This window comes from Citrobacter sp. VF227, from assembly GCF_052950715.1.
On the sequence record NZ_JBRFVF010000011.1, the window covers coordinates 35,892 to 52,941 of the forward strand.

16 protein-coding genes are annotated in these 17,050 nt (G+C 51.3%); 8 read left to right on the forward strand and 8 right to left on the reverse strand.

Annotation, left to right across the window (positions count from 1 at the left end; all coding sequences use genetic code 11):
- Positions 1-41: 41 nt before the first annotated feature.
- Entirely contained in the window at positions 42-2,474 is a 2,433-nt protein-coding gene (gene metL / locus ACU8YC_RS21920) for a bifunctional aspartate kinase/homoserine dehydrogenase II (RefSeq protein ID WP_151218454.1), read from the reverse strand.
- Positions 2,475-2,476: 2 nt separating this feature from the next.
- Complete coding sequence (gene metB, locus ACU8YC_RS21925; protein ID WP_003028818.1) at positions 2,477-3,637, reverse strand: cystathionine gamma-synthase; 1,161 nt, start codon at positions 3,635-3,637, stop codon at positions 2,477-2,479.
- 270 nt (positions 3,638-3,907) lie between these two features.
- Here metB and metJ point away from each other — a divergent pair, with 270 nt between their 5' ends.
- Positions 3,908-4,225, forward strand: coding sequence for a met regulon transcriptional regulator MetJ (gene metJ / locus ACU8YC_RS21930; RefSeq protein ID WP_003028816.1), 318 nt, complete (start codon positions 3,908-3,910; stop codon positions 4,223-4,225).
- 52 nt (positions 4,226-4,277) lie between these two features.
- On the opposite strand, the gene ACU8YC_RS21935 is transcribed toward metJ, so the two are convergent.
- The 3 genes from ACU8YC_RS21935 to rpmE form a co-directional block, all read right to left on the reverse strand.
- Complete coding sequence (locus ACU8YC_RS21935) at positions 4,278-5,702, reverse strand: MFS transporter (RefSeq protein WP_151218453.1); 1,425 nt, start codon at positions 5,700-5,702, stop codon at positions 4,278-4,280.
- Between the two features lie 89 nt (positions 5,703-5,791).
- The gene (locus ACU8YC_RS21940) at positions 5,792-6,472 is read right to left on the reverse strand and encodes an oligogalacturonate-specific porin KdgM family protein (RefSeq protein WP_151218452.1); all 681 of its coding nucleotides are present in this window, start codon (positions 6,470-6,472) and stop codon (positions 5,792-5,794) included.
- A 339-nt stretch (positions 6,473-6,811) separates the two neighbouring features.
- Positions 6,812-7,024, reverse strand: coding sequence for a 50S ribosomal protein L31 (gene rpmE, locus ACU8YC_RS21945; protein ID WP_151218451.1), 213 nt, complete (start codon positions 7,022-7,024; stop codon positions 6,812-6,814).
- A gap of 204 nt (positions 7,025-7,228) precedes the next feature.
- Here rpmE and priA point away from each other — a divergent pair, with 204 nt between their 5' ends.
- The 7 genes from priA (at position 7,229) to rraA (ending at position 15,224) form a co-directional block, all read left to right on the forward strand.
- Complete coding sequence (gene priA, locus ACU8YC_RS21950; protein WP_151218450.1) at positions 7,229-9,427, forward strand: primosomal protein N'; 2,199 nt, start codon at positions 7,229-7,231, stop codon at positions 9,425-9,427.
- A gap of 156 nt (positions 9,428-9,583) precedes the next feature.
- Complete coding sequence (gene cytR / locus ACU8YC_RS21955) at positions 9,584-10,609, forward strand: DNA-binding transcriptional regulator CytR (protein WP_151218449.1); 1,026 nt, start codon at positions 9,584-9,586, stop codon at positions 10,607-10,609.
- Between the two features lie 93 nt (positions 10,610-10,702).
- Positions 10,703-11,686 carry a cell division protein FtsN gene (ftsN, locus tag ACU8YC_RS21960; RefSeq protein ID WP_210905501.1) on the forward strand — a complete coding sequence of 328 codons (984 nt, stop codon included), beginning with the start codon at positions 10,703-10,705 and terminating at the stop codon, positions 11,684-11,686.
- 91 nt (positions 11,687-11,777) lie between these two features.
- On the forward strand, positions 11,778-12,308 hold the full coding sequence (hslV, locus tag ACU8YC_RS21965) for an ATP-dependent protease subunit HslV (protein WP_003028805.1): 531 nt from the start codon (positions 11,778-11,780) through the stop codon (positions 12,306-12,308).
- 9 nt (positions 12,309-12,317) lie between these two features.
- Positions 12,318-13,649, forward strand: coding sequence for an HslU--HslV peptidase ATPase subunit (hslU, locus tag ACU8YC_RS21970; RefSeq protein ID WP_003028803.1), 1,332 nt, complete (start codon positions 12,318-12,320; stop codon positions 13,647-13,649).
- Positions 13,650-13,716: 67 nt separating this feature from the next.
- Positions 13,717-14,646, forward strand: a complete 930-nt coding sequence (gene menA / locus ACU8YC_RS21975; protein WP_278238596.1) for a 1,4-dihydroxy-2-naphthoate polyprenyltransferase — start codon at positions 13,717-13,719, stop codon at positions 14,644-14,646.
- 92 nt (positions 14,647-14,738) lie between these two features.
- Positions 14,739-15,224, forward strand: coding sequence for a ribonuclease E activity regulator RraA (gene rraA, locus ACU8YC_RS21980; RefSeq protein WP_003028798.1), 486 nt, complete (start codon positions 14,739-14,741; stop codon positions 15,222-15,224).
- A 37-nt stretch (positions 15,225-15,261) separates the two neighbouring features.
- Here rraA and ACU8YC_RS21985 read toward each other — a convergent pair whose 3' ends face one another.
- The 3 genes from ACU8YC_RS21985 to zapB all read right to left on the reverse strand — a co-directional run bounded on the left by ACU8YC_RS21985 (position 15,262) and on the right by zapB (position 16,654).
- The gene (locus ACU8YC_RS21985) at positions 15,262-15,651 is read right to left on the reverse strand and encodes a hypothetical protein (RefSeq protein ID WP_151218447.1); all 390 of its coding nucleotides are present in this window, start codon (positions 15,649-15,651) and stop codon (positions 15,262-15,264) included.
- Positions 15,648-16,316, reverse strand: a complete 669-nt coding sequence (locus tag ACU8YC_RS21990; protein WP_151218446.1) for a hypothetical protein — start codon at positions 16,314-16,316, stop codon at positions 15,648-15,650. The genes ACU8YC_RS21985 and ACU8YC_RS21990 overlap by 4 nt, the downstream gene beginning before the upstream one ends.
- 92 nt (positions 16,317-16,408) lie before the next feature.
- Entirely contained in the window at positions 16,409-16,654 is a 246-nt protein-coding gene (zapB, locus tag ACU8YC_RS21995; RefSeq protein ID WP_088732415.1) for a septal ring assembly protein ZapB, read from the reverse strand.
- Positions 16,655-17,050: the final 396 nt, after the last annotated feature.

Consider the following 17,050-nt stretch of genomic DNA (forward strand, 5'->3'; position numbering starts at 1 on the left):
GCCGGATAGTAATACTGACGCATTTTATCCGGCAACAAAAACTACAGCAGTTGCGCCAGACGGTTGATGTCAGACTGAATCGCCCCAGCGGTAACATCACGGCCCGCGCCCGGCCCACGGATCACCAGCGGGTTGTCGCGATACCAACGGCTTTCAATGGCAAACACGTTATCGCACGGCAACAACGCCGCCAGCGGGTGCTCAGGGCGTACCGCTTCAACACCAACGCGTGCTTTTCCGTTAGCGTCAAAACGCGCTACATAGCGCAGCACCAGCCCCATTTCACGGGCCGCTTCCAGGCGTTGCACCATCTGTTCGTTCAGCTCATCGCCATTTTCAAAGAAATGGTCAATGGAGCCTTCTTCACAGTGCGCAGGCACCAGTGACTCCACGCGTACCTGGTCCGGTTCGATGTCATATCCTGCCTCACGCGCCAGGATCACCAGCTTACGCATCACATCTTTACCCGAAAGATCCACGCGCGGGTCAGGCTCAGTCAGACCCTGCTGCCATGCCTGATCAACCAGATCGGTGAACGGGACCGTGCCATCAAATTGCAGGAACAGCCACGACAACGTGCCGGAGAAGATCCCGCTGATCGACAGAATGGTATCGCCACTATCAATCAGATCGCGCACGGTATGGTTGATCGGTAAGCCTGCGCCTACGGTGGCGTTATACAGCCAGTGGCGACCCGTCTTTTCGAAGGCATCATGAATCTGGCGGTAATTATTACTGCTGCTCGCCCCTGCCAGTTTGTTGGCGCTGATGACGTGGAAGCCATGACTGGCGAAATCCAGATATTGATCTGCCAGTTGCTCGCTGGCAGTGACGTCCAGCACCACTAAATCATCATACGGATGGGCGCGCATCCACAGGAATAATGATTCCTCATCCTGTTCTACCGCCTCGTCATCAAAAAAGGCCAACGCACGGCTGGCATCCAGCCCTTCATAATTCAGCAGGCTACGACGACTATCAACCACACCTGCCAGCACAAACTCTAATCCGGTGCGCGCAGAAAGCGTGCTCTGCTCGCGGGCAAACAGCTCCAGCCAGCGTGACCCAATATTGCCTTTGCCGAACAGCACCAGACCGATGCGTTTTTCAGCACGGAAGATTGACTGATGTAGCCCCTGGATCAGACTCTCCGTCGGCCCGGTACGCAATACCGCGACCAGGCTGATGCCCTCTTCCGATTGCCAGGTAAATTCAACCGGCTGACCTTTCAGCTGTTGCCAGAAACGGTGGCAATGCAGCGGATTACGCGTCACGCCCGCCCCAACCATCGCCACCAACGCCAGCCCCTGACGCAGGCGTAGCTCACCAGGCAGGCCTGCTTCATCAAGAATTTTCAGCGCGCCGTCGGCAACTTCGGAGGTGTAGCAAAATTGCAGCAGTTGGCGGTCAGGATGCACGCCCACCGCCAGCGGACGCACTTGGGCACGCTTCAGGATCTGGTCAATATCCTTATGCGCCAGCTTAAAGTCCTGGCTGGCAGGAACCTGAAACTCAATCAGGCAGACGTCGTCATGGCTGGTCACAATACGCGCCCCGGTACCAGAAGCCAGTACGCGTTCAATACGCGTCGATCCCTGATCCGGCGTGTAGCTACAACGCAACTGGAGGTCGATATCGCTGCCGGAAACCGGCTGTAAGGTGCGGGCATGCAGAACCGGTGCCGCCAGACGCGCCAACTCGCTGGCTTCATCCAGACGCAGCAGCGGCAGCAGGCACGCATCTTTCACTTTACGCGGGTCAGCGCTATATACCCCGGCAACGTCGCTCCAGATAGTGACGCGGGAAACACCTGCCAGCGCGCCAACCTGCGTCGCCGAGTAGTCCGAGCCGTTACGCCCCAGCAGTACCGTTTCACCCGCATTACTGCGGCTAATGAAGCCTGTTACTACCAGGCGCTTACCCGGATGCTGCGCCAGCAGTTGCTGCAATAATGGGTAAGAAAGACCTTCATCCACCTGCGGCTGAGCGCCGCGTTCAGCACGTAAAAAATCGCGCGCATCCAGCCAGGCCGACTCCAGCCCTTGTTGGTTAAGAACGGCAGACATCAAACGTGCGGACCACACCTCGCCATGCCCGACGACTTCAGCATAGACGGCATCGTTCACGCCGCTGTCGAGTAACCCGGCCAGGCGTTCCAGATCGTGAATAAACGCGCCGATCAACCCATCCGCCACCTCGGGGGGTAACAAACCGCTAATAAGCTCGCTTTGATAGCGACGTAACGCCTGTTGAACCTGATGCGCAGAGAGACGATCGGTCTGGCTTAACTTCAGCCAGCTAATCAACTGGTTAGTGGTACTGCCTGCGGCTGAAACAACCATCATGTCATCGGGCTGCGAGTACTCCGCCATAATGCCTGCGACACGCAGATAACATTTCACATCAGCCAGACTACTACCACCAAATTTGTGCAGTTGACGACCCTTCGTCCCTGCCTGCGCAATCACACTCATGTTTACCCCTTGTTTGCAGCCCGGAAGCCATTTTCCAGGTCGGCAATTAAATCTTCGCCATCTTCAATACCGGTGGAGATACGCAACAGCGTTTCCGAAATCCCGGCAGCAGCACGCGCTTCTGGCGCCATACCCGCGTGTGTCATGGTTGCAGCGTGGGAGATCAGACTTTCAACGCCCCCTAACGATTCCGCCAACGTAAACAATGACAACCCGCCCAGGAAGCGACGCAGCGTTTGCTCATCGCCATCCAGTTCAAAACTCAACATCGCGCCAAACCCTTTTTGCTGGCGCGCGGCAATCTCATGGCCCTGATTATCCGGCAATGACGGGTGATACAATTTTTTCACCAGCGGCTGAGTTTGCAGATAATCCACAATCGCCTGAGCATTACGTTGCGCCACCTCCATACGCGGTGACAGAGTACGCAGGCCGCGCAACAGCAGATAACTATCAAACGCGCCGCCGGTCACACCAATATTATTCGCCCACCATGCCAGTTCAGTGACCGTTTCCGGATCTTTCGCTATCACCACACCAGCCACCACGTCTGAGTGACCGTTTAAATATTTCGTGCATGAATGCAACACCAGATCGGCGCCTAATGCCAGTGGATTTTGCAGTGCCGGGCTTAAAAAAGTGTTGTCTACCACGCTGACCGCGCCAGCCTCACGCGCCAGTTGGCAGATTTTCGCAATATCCACCACGCGCAGTAGTGGGTTGCTTGGGCTTTCTACCAGCACCAGCTTCGGTTTTTCTGCCAGCGCCGCCTGCAATGCCTGCTCATCTCCTTGATCGACAAACAGTACGCGATAACAGCCACGTTTTGCCAGACTGTCAAACAGACGATAGCTCCCGCCGTAGCAGTCGTGCGGTGCAACCAGCAGATCGCCAGGCTTGAGGAATACCGTGGTCACCAGATGAATCGCCGACATACCGGTATTGGTCAGTACCGCTCCGGCCCCCCCTTCCAGTTCCGCCAGCGCACGCTGAACGACGTCACGCGTCGGGTTACCGCGGCGTGAATAGTCATGGGCGCGAGGCTCATTAAAACCAGTAAAATTATAGGTACTGGAGAGGTGAATTGGCGGGACAACGCAACCGTACTGTTCGTCGTCATTTAATCCGCTACGCACTGCGATGGTGGCCTGTTTACGCGTCATATTGAGGAGATCCTGGCTGAGTCGGTGAAAAGTCAGGCACCAGAGTAAACATTGTCACAATAGACGTCAATACATCTGGACATCTAAACTTCTTTGCGTATAGATTGAGCAAACTGGAAATAGCCGTTAAAATTATATGCATTAGCGCACACATGCGACGGCTAACATCGTGTCACAACCGCGCCACTACGGTAAACTACGCGCAATGCAATTATGGCTCGGGCTCAGGTTCCGGCCTCATTATTACTGACAAAGAGGATTAGGTATCTCATGGCTGAATGGAGCGGCGAATATATCAGCCCATACGCTGAGCACGGTAAGAAGAGTGAGCAAGTCAAAAAAATTACGGTTTCCATTCCTCTGAAGGTGTTAAAAATCCTTACCGATGAACGCACGCGTCGTCAGGTCAACAACCTGCGCCACGCCACCAACAGCGAACTGCTGTGTGAAGCGTTTCTGCATGCTTTTACCGGGCAACCATTACCCAACGATGAAGACCTGCGTAAAGAGCGCAGTGATGAAATCCCGGAAGAAGCAAAGGTAATCATGCGTGAACTGGGTATCAACCCGGAAACGTGGGAATACTGATTGTTAGAACAGATGAGAAAAGGCGGGATTACTCCCGCCGCTTCTCGCTATTTTACTTACTGATACCATTAAGTTTATTCAATGTCTCTTCCATTTTTAGCGTCTCTTTACGGTTCAATGGATAGAAATAAATCAGAATAACCGCGGCCAAAAACAGGCATAACGCTGGTAAAAGATTCGCCATTGTATAGATGTTTTCCTGTACGATGCTGGTTTGCACAGCGCCGCCCGTTGACGAAGATTGATAACCAATGATGGCCAGCATAAAGCCGCCAATGGCTCCTGCGCACGCCTGACCAACCTTGCGGGCAAAGAAGTTCACGCCATAGACGGTTCCATCCTCACGATCGCCGGTGACATACTGGTGATAATCACAAACATCGGTCATAAACGCCCAAATCATCAGGTTGAATAGTCCGGCCCCCAACGTCGCCAGGAACAGGAAAACCAAATAGACTTTCGCGTCGGTAATATGGATGAAGTACATAATCAAATACATCGCTACTGCAAAGAGTAGCGCGCCGACGCTGGCCTCTTTTTTACCAAACCGCTTCGTGAGCCAAGATGCCGATGGCGCCAGCAGAACCAGAGAGCCAAAGGTGAAGAGCAAGGCAACGGACATGGCCTCTTTGTTATGGAAATAGTCATTAAACAGGTAAGTCATGTTGGTACCAGACAACCCCTGATTAATTACGATCAGCAGATCCACAACCACTAAAACAATCAGCGCTTTATTGCGTAATAGCCCTTTCAACAGCACTGAAACAGGCATGCTCTCTTTTTTCTCTACGCGCACACGCTCCGTCGTTAACTGGCAGGTCAATGTTAAAAAGATAAACCCCAACACCGCACAACCGATGGCGATCCAGAAGAAATGCTGCCCGGAGATCACCTGACTTCCGTCCACCAGCGTGGTGTACATCAGGATTGGAATAAAAAAGCCGGTTGCGCCGCCGCCGATAGCTGACCCAACGCTGCGCCAGGTTGACAGCGAGACACGATCTTCCGGGTTCGAGCTAATGGCTGCAGACATGGCCCCATACGGAATGCTCACGGTCGATAACAGTGAACCGTAGATAAAATAAGAACAGCAAATGTAGATAATTTTCGCCGTATAAGAAAAATCATTCACAAACGGCAGGAACAGGACGACCGCAATGATACAGAACGGGTACTTCATACGGCGTACCCACGGATTAAACCGTCCATGTATCGTCAGTTTAGAGGTATCACATAAGCGCCCTACGCCAACGTCGACAAACGCGTCAAAGAGTTTGGTCACAAAATAGAGTGAACCAACAATAACACCGGAAATACCGAGTACGTTGGTGTAATAAATCATTAAAAAACTATTTACCAGACCAAGAATAAAACAGGTTCCAAGGTCGCCACACAAATAACCAAATTTATCTCTTAATCCGAAAGGTCTGACAGCAATACTTTGATGATTTTCGATCATAGTTCCATCATTAGACATGATGTTAACTCCTTAGACACATTATTCACGCAAACTATGCGTATATACCGATACTCAGCGTAATAAACTGATATGAAATGTATTAATGGTCAGAAGTTATAACCAAGACCAACGCGATAACGAGTCTGACGATCGTCTGTGGTTGTGGTGTTATACCCCGAGGAAACGTTACCAACTTCAACAAATGGAACCCAGGAACCAATTTTATAAGCCACGCGGAAATTATATTCGTAATCATCTTTTCGGTTATTATATAAATCTTCGCTGTCGGCAATTTTATAAATGCCGTTTAGCTCAAACATCCAGTCATTGATGTTATAACCGAGCCAGGCTTCCGGACGATAGACCATACGGTCATCCTTGCCGTCGGTGTTTCTGCGCATGTATTCCTGGCGATAGCGGAACGCGGTCCACCAGTTGTCATTGATGTTGTACTGCACGCGAATATACGGTTTATAAATCGCGATGTTATCACCCGTTTCAATCGCAATACCCGGTTGCCAGATAAGACCCTGCCAGGTGAACTGGTAGCTTGCCGTATACTCGTTACCATTACTCTCCATGTTATTCCACGCATCATTAGATTGCGTGTCTTCGGAACGTGAAATAGCTTCTACTGCCACGCCGAAACCTGTGGCAAAACGATGCGACATATAAACACGATCGTAATTACGACCATCATCATAATATTCATGCCGATAATCAACATAACCCGCTTGCGCGGCCGCAGAGAATAATGGAATCAGTAATAATGCGGTTTTAAATTTCATAGCCATCCCTCTTCACACTCAATCAAGGAAATTGCCCATCTCGTTTCGCCGATAAATGGAAAAACGATGAAGGATTAAGAATAATTTTATATTTCCACAAAAGTGTATTTTAGAAAGAAGAGAGAAACCTTTGGTATTTTGCCAAGAATTGGCTTAAGTGGCAAAAACCAGAAGATGAAAATGACGAAGATCACCAGTTGAAACAATTTATCGCAAAAATAAAAACACTGTTTTATTTATTAGATAATAGACATCATTCAATACATCAATACGAACTTCAGACTACAGGTGTAGAAACAAAAAAAGCGCCATATGGCGCTTTTTTCTGACAGCTGAAACTTATTTGCTGCCTGGGATGCTGAAACGCTTGTTGAAGCGATCAACACGGCCACCGGTAGCAACATCACGCTGCTTGCCAGTATAGAACGGGTGGCACTTACTGCACACGTCCAGGTTCAGATCGTGACCGACTGTAGAGCGGATTTTCATGACGTTACCGCAAGAGCAGTTTGCAGTAATTTCTTCGTATTTCGGGTGAATATCTTTTTTCATGGGAAAACCTCGGTTTAAGGCCGCGTCGCTCTTCCAGCCCTAACGCCAGACACCACGCGATGTTAATAGTATAGGCCTATGATACAAATTCATATCAAAGGCGGCGAATCATACAGAAATTAACCTGCTCTTGCAAACTGATCCGCATTCTGTCCTTCACTAATGTGTATACTAACCCGCCAGATTTCAAGTCAGGATGATTCAATGCCCGTTGCGCACGTTGCCTTACCCGTTCCGCTACCTCGCACCTTTGACTACCTCTTGCCGGAAGGCATGAGCGCCAAAGCCGGGTGTCGAGTACGCGTGCCTTTTGGCAAACAACAGGAGCGCGTGGGTATCGTCCTTTCCGTCAACGAAAGTAGCGAACTGCCGCGGAGCGAATTAAAAACCATTCTTGAAGTGCTGGACAGCGAACCGGTTTATTCGACCTCCGTCTGGCGTCTGCTGTTGTGGGCGGCAGACTATTATCACCATCCTATCGGCGACGTACTGTTTCATGCCCTGCCGATTCTGTTGCGCCAGGGACGCCCGGCGACTAACGCGCCCATGTGGTACTGGTTTGCCACAGAAGAAGGTCAGATCATTGATCTGAACAGCCTGAAGCGCTCTCCCAAGCAGCAGCAGGCGCTGGCTGCGCTACGCCAGGGAAAAATATGGCGCGACCAGGTCGCTGAACTGGAATTTAATGACGCCGCATTACAGGCACTGCGGAAAAAAGGACTGTGCGATCTGGCGAGTGAAACGCCAGGCTTTAGCGACTGGCGTACGCACTACGCCGTTTCCGGTGAGCGTCTTCGACTGAATACCGAGCAAGCCACCGCCGTCGGCGCGATTCATAGCGCCTCGGACAGCTTTAGCGCCTGGCTATTAGCGGGCGTGACGGGGTCGGGCAAAACAGAGGTCTATCTAAGCGTACTGGAAAATGTCCTTGCCCAGGGTAAGCAGGCGCTGGTGATGGTGCCTGAGATTGGCCTGACGCCGCAAACTATTGCCCGTTTTCGCGAACGCTTCAATGCGCCGGTCGAAGTCCTGCACTCCGGATTGAACGACAGCGAACGTCTTTCAGCCTGGCTGAAAGCAAAGAATGGCGAAGCGGCGATAGTTATCGGTACGCGCTCCTCGCTGTTTACGCCGTTTAAAAACCTCGGCGTGATCGTCATCGACGAAGAGCACGACAGCTCTTATAAACAGCAGGAAGGCTGGCGCTATCATGCGCGCGACCTCGCAGTTTATCGCGCCCACAGCGAGCAGATTCCGATTATTCTCGGCTCTGCAACCCCGGCGCTGGAAACGCTGTGCAACGTGCGGCAGAAAAAATATCGCATGCTGCGCCTGACGCGACGCGCCGGAAATGCGCGCCCAGCCACTCAGCACGTGCTGGATCTCAAAGGTCAGCAAGTGCAGGCAGGACTCGCCCCTGCGCTTATCACCCGCATGCGTCAACATTTGCAGGCAGATAACCAGGTAATTCTGTTTTTGAACCGCCGGGGTTTTGCCCCTGCGCTGCTGTGCCACGACTGCGGCTGGATTGCCGAATGTCCGCGCTGCGATCACTACTACACCCTGCATCAGGCGCAGCACCATTTACGCTGCCACCACTGCGACAGCCAGCGCCCAATACCGCGTCAGTGCCCTTCCTGCGGTTCGACGCATATGGTTCCGGTTGGCCTCGGCACCGAACAGCTTGAGCAGGCTTTGGCACCTTTTTTCCCCGGTGTGCCAATTTCACGCATCGATCGCGATACCACCAGCCGTAAAGGCTCGCTGGAGCAGCATCTGGCGGAAGTACATCGCGGCGGCGCGCGAATTCTGATCGGCACGCAAATGCTGGCTAAAGGCCACCACTTCCCGGACGTCACCCTGGTGGCGCTTCTGGACGTTGACGGTGCACTGTTCTCTGCGGATTTCCGGTCGGCAGAACGCTTCGCCCAGCTCTACACACAGGTCTCCGGACGAGCAGGACGCGCCGGGAAACAGGGCGAAGTGGTGCTGCAAACGCACCACCCTGAACATCCGTTGCTGCAAACCTTGCTGTATAAAGGTTATGACGCGTTTGCCGAACAGGCGCTGGCCGAGCGACAAACGCTCCAGCTTCCACCGTGGACCAGCCATGTGATCGTGCGGGCTGAAGATCATAATAACCAGCATGCGCCAATGTTCTTACAGCAGTTACGAAACCTGATTCAGGCCAGTCCACTGGCCGATGACAAACTGTGGGTGCTCGGCCCGGTTCCCGCTCTGGCACCAAAGCGCGGCGGTCGGTATCGCTGGCAAATTTTGTTACAGCATCCGTCGCGAATTCGCCTGCAGCATATCGTCAGTGGCACATTGGCGCTGATCAATACGTTACCCGATGCACGTAAGGTTAAATGGGTGCTGGATGTCGATCCCATCGAGGGATAATCCCTCACGATGCGAGGCGGATCGTAAAATTAAAGATCCATCACACTTTTTATGAAAATTCTGTAACCGCTTCCATTAACTATCTGATAAAAATGTTTCAGATGAAGGCTATTCAAGGACGAGTCTGTGCCAGCAGCTCTCTGGCGAGGAGAAAGAGTGAAACCGAATAAGCAGGTTGCCGCCGCTACGATGAAAGATGTTGCTCTGAAGGCGAAAGTCTCAACGGCAACCGTATCCCGCGCATTAATGAACCCGGACAAAGTCTCACAGTCAACCCGTAACAAGGTTGAGCAGGCAGCCCTGGAAGTGGGATATTTACCTCAATCGATGGGACGCAATGTTAAGCGTAATGAATCACGTACCATTCTGGTGATTGTGCCGGATATCTGCGATCCGTTTTTTAGCGAAGTGATTCGCGGCATAGAAGTGACCGCCGCAGAGCAAGGATATCTGGTGCTTATCGGCGATTGTGCGCACCAGAACCAGCAGGAAAAGACCTTCCTCAACCTCATAATCACCAAGCAGATCGATGGCATGGTGCTGCTCAGCTCGCGCCTGCCGTTTGATGCCAGCGTGGAAGAGCAACGCAACTTGCCGCCGATGGTCATGTCCAACGAGTTCGCGCCAGAGCTGGAATTGCCCACCGTGCACATTGATAATCTCACCGCCGCCTTCAACGCGATGAACTATCTGCTGGAGCTGGGGCACAAACGCATTGGCTGTATCGCTGGACCAGAGGATATGCCGCTGTGCCATTACCGTCTGCAAGGCTACGTTCAGGCACTACGCCGTAGCGGAATTACGGTCGATCCGCATTTCATCGCGCGTGGTGACTTTACCTATGCAGCGGGAGCCGATGCACTGAAGCAGCTTCTTGAACTTCCGCAGCCGCCTACCGCGGTCTTTTGCCACAGCGACGTCATGGCACTAGGCGCGCTCTCATATGCCAAACGTCAGGGCCTGAAGGTGCCTGACGATTTATCCATCATTGGCTTTGATAACATTTCGCTCACAGAATTCTGTGATCCACCCCTGACAACCGTTGCACAGCCGCGTTTTGATATCGGACGTGAAGCTATGCTGTTACTGCTCGATCAATTACAAGGGCAGAACGTCAGCAGTGGCTCACGTTTACTGGACTGCGAGCTAATTATTCGGGGTACTACCCGGGCACTGACGTAAAGTAAAGTGCTTTCGGACTCCCCTGTCTGGTCAAAGGCCCGCCGCTTAAGTAACATGGCGGGCTGACGAACGAATAAATACAGCGAAACGATAGTGGCACAACGAGATTATGTACGTCGCGGCCAACCGGCACCTTCGCGGCGCAAGAAGAGCACATCACGGAAAAAACAACGCAATACGCCTGCGGTATCGCCCGCTATGGTTGCTATTGCTGCAGCCGTACTCGTGACCTTTATCGGTGGTCTGTACTTCATTACGCATCACAAGAAAGAAGAGTCCGAAACGCTGCAAAACCAGAAAGTCACCGGCAATGGCATCCCACCAAAACCGGAAGAACGCTGGCGATACATCAAAGAGCTGGAAAGCCGCCAGCCTGGCGTACGTGCGCCTACCGAACCGTCCGCTGGCGGCGAGGTGCTGAACGCCGATCAGCTAACCAATGAGCAGCGACAGCTATTAGCGCAAATGCAGGCTGATATGCGTCAACAGCCAACGCAGCTCAACGAAGTGCCGTGGAACGAGCAAACGCCTGAACAGCGTCAGCAAACGTTGCAGCGCCAGCGTCAGGTGCAGCAACAGCAATGGGCCAACACGCAGCAGCAGGCTCAGCAGCCGCGCACGCAACCACGGGTAACGGAACAACCGTACCAGCAGCAGCAAACGCGTACGGCGCAAGCAGCTCCAGTACAACAACAGCCGAAAGCACAGCCAAAACCGGCGGCCCAACAGCCGTACCAGGACCTGCTGCAAACGCCTGCGCATACTACCGCCGCTCAGCCGAAAACGCAGCCGGCCGCGCCAATAACGAATGAAACCCAGCCGCCAAAACAAACGGCGGAGAAAAAAGATGAACGCCGCTGGATGGTGCAGTGCGGGTCATTTAAAGGCGCAGAGCAAGCAGAAACCGTACGGGCGCAGCTGGCCTTTGAAGGCTTCAATTCACGTATTACCACTAATAACGGCTGGAATCGCGTGGTCATTGGTCCGGTTAAAGGCAAAGAGAATGCCGACAACACCATCAGCCGCCTGAAGGTTGCTGGTCACACAAACTGCATTCGACTCGCTACTGGGGGTTGAAACCCCTAAAATCCCCCCCATCTATACTTACATTCTGCCCCGTACGTGGTACGGGGCCCCTACGTCCGTATTTGTAAGAAGGGGTCTGCTCGTGACAACAATAGTAAGTGTTCGCCGTAACGGCCACGTCGTAATCGCCGGTGATGGCCAGGCCACACTGGGCAATACCGTCATGAAAGGCAACGTGAAGAAAGTCCGCCGTCTGTACAACGACAAAGTCATCGCGGGCTTTGCGGGTGGTACTGCGGATGCATTCACGCTGTTTGAACTGTTTGAACGCAAGCTGGAAATGCATCAGGGTCACCTGGTGAAAGCGGCCGTTGAACTGGCAAAAGACTGGCGTACCGACCGTATGCTACGCAAACTCGAAGCGCTGCTGGCCGTCGCAGATGAAACGGCATCACTCATCATCACCGGTAACGGCGACGTCATCCAGCCAGAAAACGATCTGATTGCCATCGGCTCCGGCGGTCCCTACGCCCAGGCTGCTGCACGCGCTCTGCTGGAAAACACCGAGCTTGGCGCGCGCGAGATCGCTGAGAAAGCGTTGGATATTGCAGGGGATATCTGCATTTATACCAACCACTTCCATACCATCGAAGAATTGAACTCCAAAGCGTAAGGATCCCCCATGTCTGAAATGACCCCACGCGAAATTGTCAGCGAGCTGAACAAACACATCATCGGCCAGGATAACGCTAAGCGTTCCGTGGCGATTGCCCTGCGTAACCGCTGGCGTCGTATGCAGCTCAACGAAGAGTTGCGCCATGAAGTCACGCCGAAAAACATTCTGATGATTGGCCCGACCGGCGTCGGTAAAACCGAAATCGCCCGTCGTCTGGCAAAGCTGGCCAACGCGCCGTTCATCAAAGTTGAAGCAACGAAATTCACCGAAGTCGGCTATGTAGGTAAAGAAGTTGACTCGATCATCCGCGATCTGACCGATGCAGCCATCAAAATGGTTCGCGTTCAGGCGATCGAGAAAAACCGCTTCCGTGCTGAAGAGATGGCGGAAGAACGTATTCTCGACGTACTGATCCCACCGGCTAAAAATAACTGGGGACAGTCAGAGCAGCCGCAGGAACCTTCAGCAGCGCGTCAGGCATTCCGTAAAAAACTGCGTGAAGGCCAACTGGATGATAAAGAGATCGAAATCGATCTCGCGGCCGCACCGATGGGCGTTGAAATCATGGCACCTCCGGGAATGGAAGAGATGACCAGCCAGTTGCAGTCTATGTTCCAGAATCTGGGCGGACAGAAACAAAAACCGCGTAAGCTGAAAATCAAAGACGCGATGAAGCTGCTAATTGAAGAAGAAGCGGCCAAACTGGTGAATCCGGAAGAGCTAAAACAGGAAGCTATCGACGCCGTTGAACAGCACGGGATCGTGTTTATCGACGAAATTGACAAAATCTGTAAGCGCGGCGAATCCTCCGGCCCGGACGTATCCCGTGAAGGCGTTCAGCGCGACCTGCTGCCGCTGGTTGAAGGCTGCACGGTCTCCACCAAGCACGGTATGGTGAAAACAGATCACATTCTGTTTATCGCCTCTGGCGCATTCCAGGTGGCGAAACCGTCTGATCTGATCCCGGAACTGCAGGGTCGTCTGCCGATTCGTGTGGAGCTTCAGGCGCTGACCACCAGCGATTTTGAACGTATCCTTACCGAACCGAATGCCTCCATCACTGTGCAGTACAAAGCGCTGATGGCGACCGAAGGTGTGGACATTAACTTCACCGAGTCGGGCATTAAACGCATTGCCGAAGCGGCCTGGCAGGTCAACGAAACCACCGAAAACATCGGTGCGCGTCGTCTGCATACCGTTCTTGAGCGTCTGATGGAAGATATTTCCTATGATGCGAGCGATTTGAACGGCCAAAGCATCACAATTGATGCCGAATATGTGAGCAAACATCTGGATGCGCTGGTCGCAGATGAAGATCTGAGCCGTTTTATCCTATAATCGCGTTCAATGCATTTTCATCACTGTTGATGGGGCTGATAAAGCCCCATTTTTATTGGCGCTAAATATGACTGAACAACAACAAATTAGCCGCTCACAAGCCTGGCTGGAAAGTTTACGACCTAAGACCTTACCGCTCGCCTTCGCGGCGATCATCGTCGGTACGACATTAGCATGGTGGCAAGGGTTCTTTGATCCACTGGTCGCTCTGCTGGCACTCATTACCGCGGGACTGCTGCAAATCCTGTCGAATCTCGCGAACGACTATGGCGATGCCGTCAAAGGCAGCGACAAGCCCGACCGCATAGGACCGCTGCGCGGTATGCAAAAAGGGGTTATCACCCAACAGCAGATGAAGCGGGCGCTGATCGTCACCGTGGTGCTGATCTGCTTGTCCGGTCTGGCCCTGGTTGCTGTGGCCTGTCACACGCTGGCAGATTTTGTCGGCTTCCTGGTGCTCGGCGGCCTGTCGATCATTGCCGCAATCACTTACACCGTGGGCAATCGCCCTTACGGATATATCGGTCTGGGCGATATTTCCGTGCTGGTGTTCTTCGGCTGGCTGAGCGTTATGGGAAGCTGGTATCTGCAGGCGCATACGCTGATTCCGGCGCTCATTCTGCCTGCCACCGCCTGCGGCCTGCTGGCAACTGCCGTGCTCAACGTCAACAATCTGCGCGATATCAACAGCGACAGAGAGAACGGCAAGAACACGCTGGTCGTGCGTTTAGGCGCCGTCAATGCCCGCCGCTACCACGCCTGTCTGCTGATGGGCACGCTGGTCTGTCTGGCGCTGTTTAACCTGTTCTCACTGCAAAGCCTGTGGGGATGGCTGTTTGTTCTCGCCGCTCCGTTGCTGATTAAACAGGCGCGATACGTGATGCGTGAGATGAACCCTGAGGCAATGCGCCCGATGCTGGAACGCACCGTAAAAGCGGCACTGTTAACTAACCTGCTGTTTGTCGTTGGAATTTTCTTGAGTCAGTGGTCTCTTTAACTGACAAATATCAATTAACAATTGATGATTTTGCCAACAGTACACATAGCGCGATATACTAAAAATTCTCGCAGCAACTGAACGTTGAGCCTATGAAATACGATACATCCGAGCTTTGTGACATCTATCAGGAAGATGTCAACGTCGTGGAACCACTGTTCTCTAACTTTGGAGGGCGGTCGTCGTTTGGCGGACAAATCATCACGGTAAAATGTTTCGAGGACAACGGGTTGCTGTACGATCTGCTCGAACAAAACGGCCGTGGTCGCATTCTGCTGGTCGATGGCGGCGGTTCTGTCCGTCGTGCGCTGGTCGATGCCGAACTGGCTCGACTGGCCGTACAGAATGAATGGGAAGGTCTGGTCATCTACGGCTCAGTCCGTCAGGTAGACGATCTGGAAGAACTGGATATCGGCATTCAGGCGATTGCCGCAATTCCGGTCGGTGCCGCAGGGGAAGGTATTGGAGAAAGCGATGTACGCGTCAACTTTGGCGGTGTAACGTTCTTCTCCGGCGATCACCTGTACGCTGACAACACCGGGATAATCCTCTCCGAAGACCCGCTTGATATCGAGTAAGTAAAAAAGGCCATCAGCAAATTTGATGGCCTTTTTTTCATTCATTTGATTCGTAATGAATGACTTTAATATCATACTTTTCATTTTTTTCTTCGGCAACGACGCTCATCATCTCACGACTGGCAGGATAAGTTTCGATATAAGCATTTAATTTATCCTCAGCTATCTGAAGGTCACTCTTTTGTATTCCGGTAAAAATTATTTCACTGAGTTGAAGATGGCTACCTTCATCTGAATAGCTTACAAAAAACCAGTCGCTGGATACCCTTGGAACCTGTTTAAGAGGTGTCGGTGTTAGCAGATGATAGAATAATAAATTCTGCTGTGTATAGATTTTTTCTGTAAAGATGCTCAACATGAAACAGCAATAAAGTAGCGAAATTAAAATCATAAATACAATAATAAAACCTGATTTCCTGAACTTCATATGCGGAGTTCCCGAACATAATTTGGATTCGCAACAGGTTTTATTATATCCATAAATAAAGGTAATTCCCCTGAGTAGGGTTCATGTTTCTTATTCTTATCTATTGGGTCAGGAAATAGTAACGGAATAACGCTTTTGTTTTTATACTCACCAACAGGACCATAGAAGTCCCAGATACGATAAGCCTTTTCTTTCGAACAGATCCGAAGACGAGAGGTGTAATCTGCATAATTTACAGCTTGGTAAAAACCAAATAAGTTCGATACCAAATCTTCAGCACTATAGCCACTATCCGTTAAATATACGTAAGGCCAAAAATCCTGCAAGGATTCGAAGCGATGTGACGTACCTAAGAATATCGATAAAGCAATACCTTGTAAGGTTCGTTCCGGTAATCCTCGTCGCACCATAAATCTACGATATATACCAGTATTAATATTTAGGCCATGAATGTTTTTGGACATACTTTGATGATAATTTACTTCATAAAATTCGCTATCACCACCACGAGCGCTTATCATTTCAAACCATAATCTTTCAGCCCCTGCTGGATTAGCATGGCCTAAATCAATCCATCCTAGATTCTCTGTATAGATAAGGCCATATTTAATATCACTGGTGATAAATCGATCCGAATTATCAATAATATCGTTTCTTTTTGTCATATCGTATTCTTTGAAATTTAAAAGTTACGATATCCTAATATCTACATAGTAAAAAGGCATCCATTATGGATGCCTTTTTAAAGAAATCAGAATTAGACTTCTTCCATACGACCCAGGAGGGCATGCAGACGATCCTGCCAGCCATTCTGCTGTTCTTTCAGGTTGTTGTTCTCACGCTCCAGCTCTTCACGCTGCTGCTGTGCAGTCTGAACTTCCTGCGACAGTGAGTTGTTTTTTTCTTTCAGCTCTTCGATTTCCATCTGTAACAGCGTGATGGTATCAATCGCCTGCTGTACTTTTGCTTCCAGTTTCTCAAACACTTCTAATGACATCGTCATACCTCTCCTGAATTGCAAGGCGTTGATGGATAAAAATCCTCGTCCCGATAACCGGCGACGCCTTAATAAAAACGAGCGCACTCTACTTAGCTCCGATTGTATGAAGCCGCGCCATCGCTGTCCAGCGGCATCCCGCGCAGATTGCGGTTTGCAACACTTTTCGTCTTTCTCCTGGTGACATTACTGTCATAACTCTTAAGTGTTAACGAATTGATCATTGAAATGATTCAGCTCACACTATTTTTGTATAACAAATACCGCCAGATGGCGCGATAACGCTCATTTTGTTGATGCAGTACACACATTTTAATTTCGATATTTCTCGTTTTTGAGCGTTAACGATAAATTAACAGTGTGCCTACCGGCTCCGGGGATGTCAGTGACCTTCTCGCACAT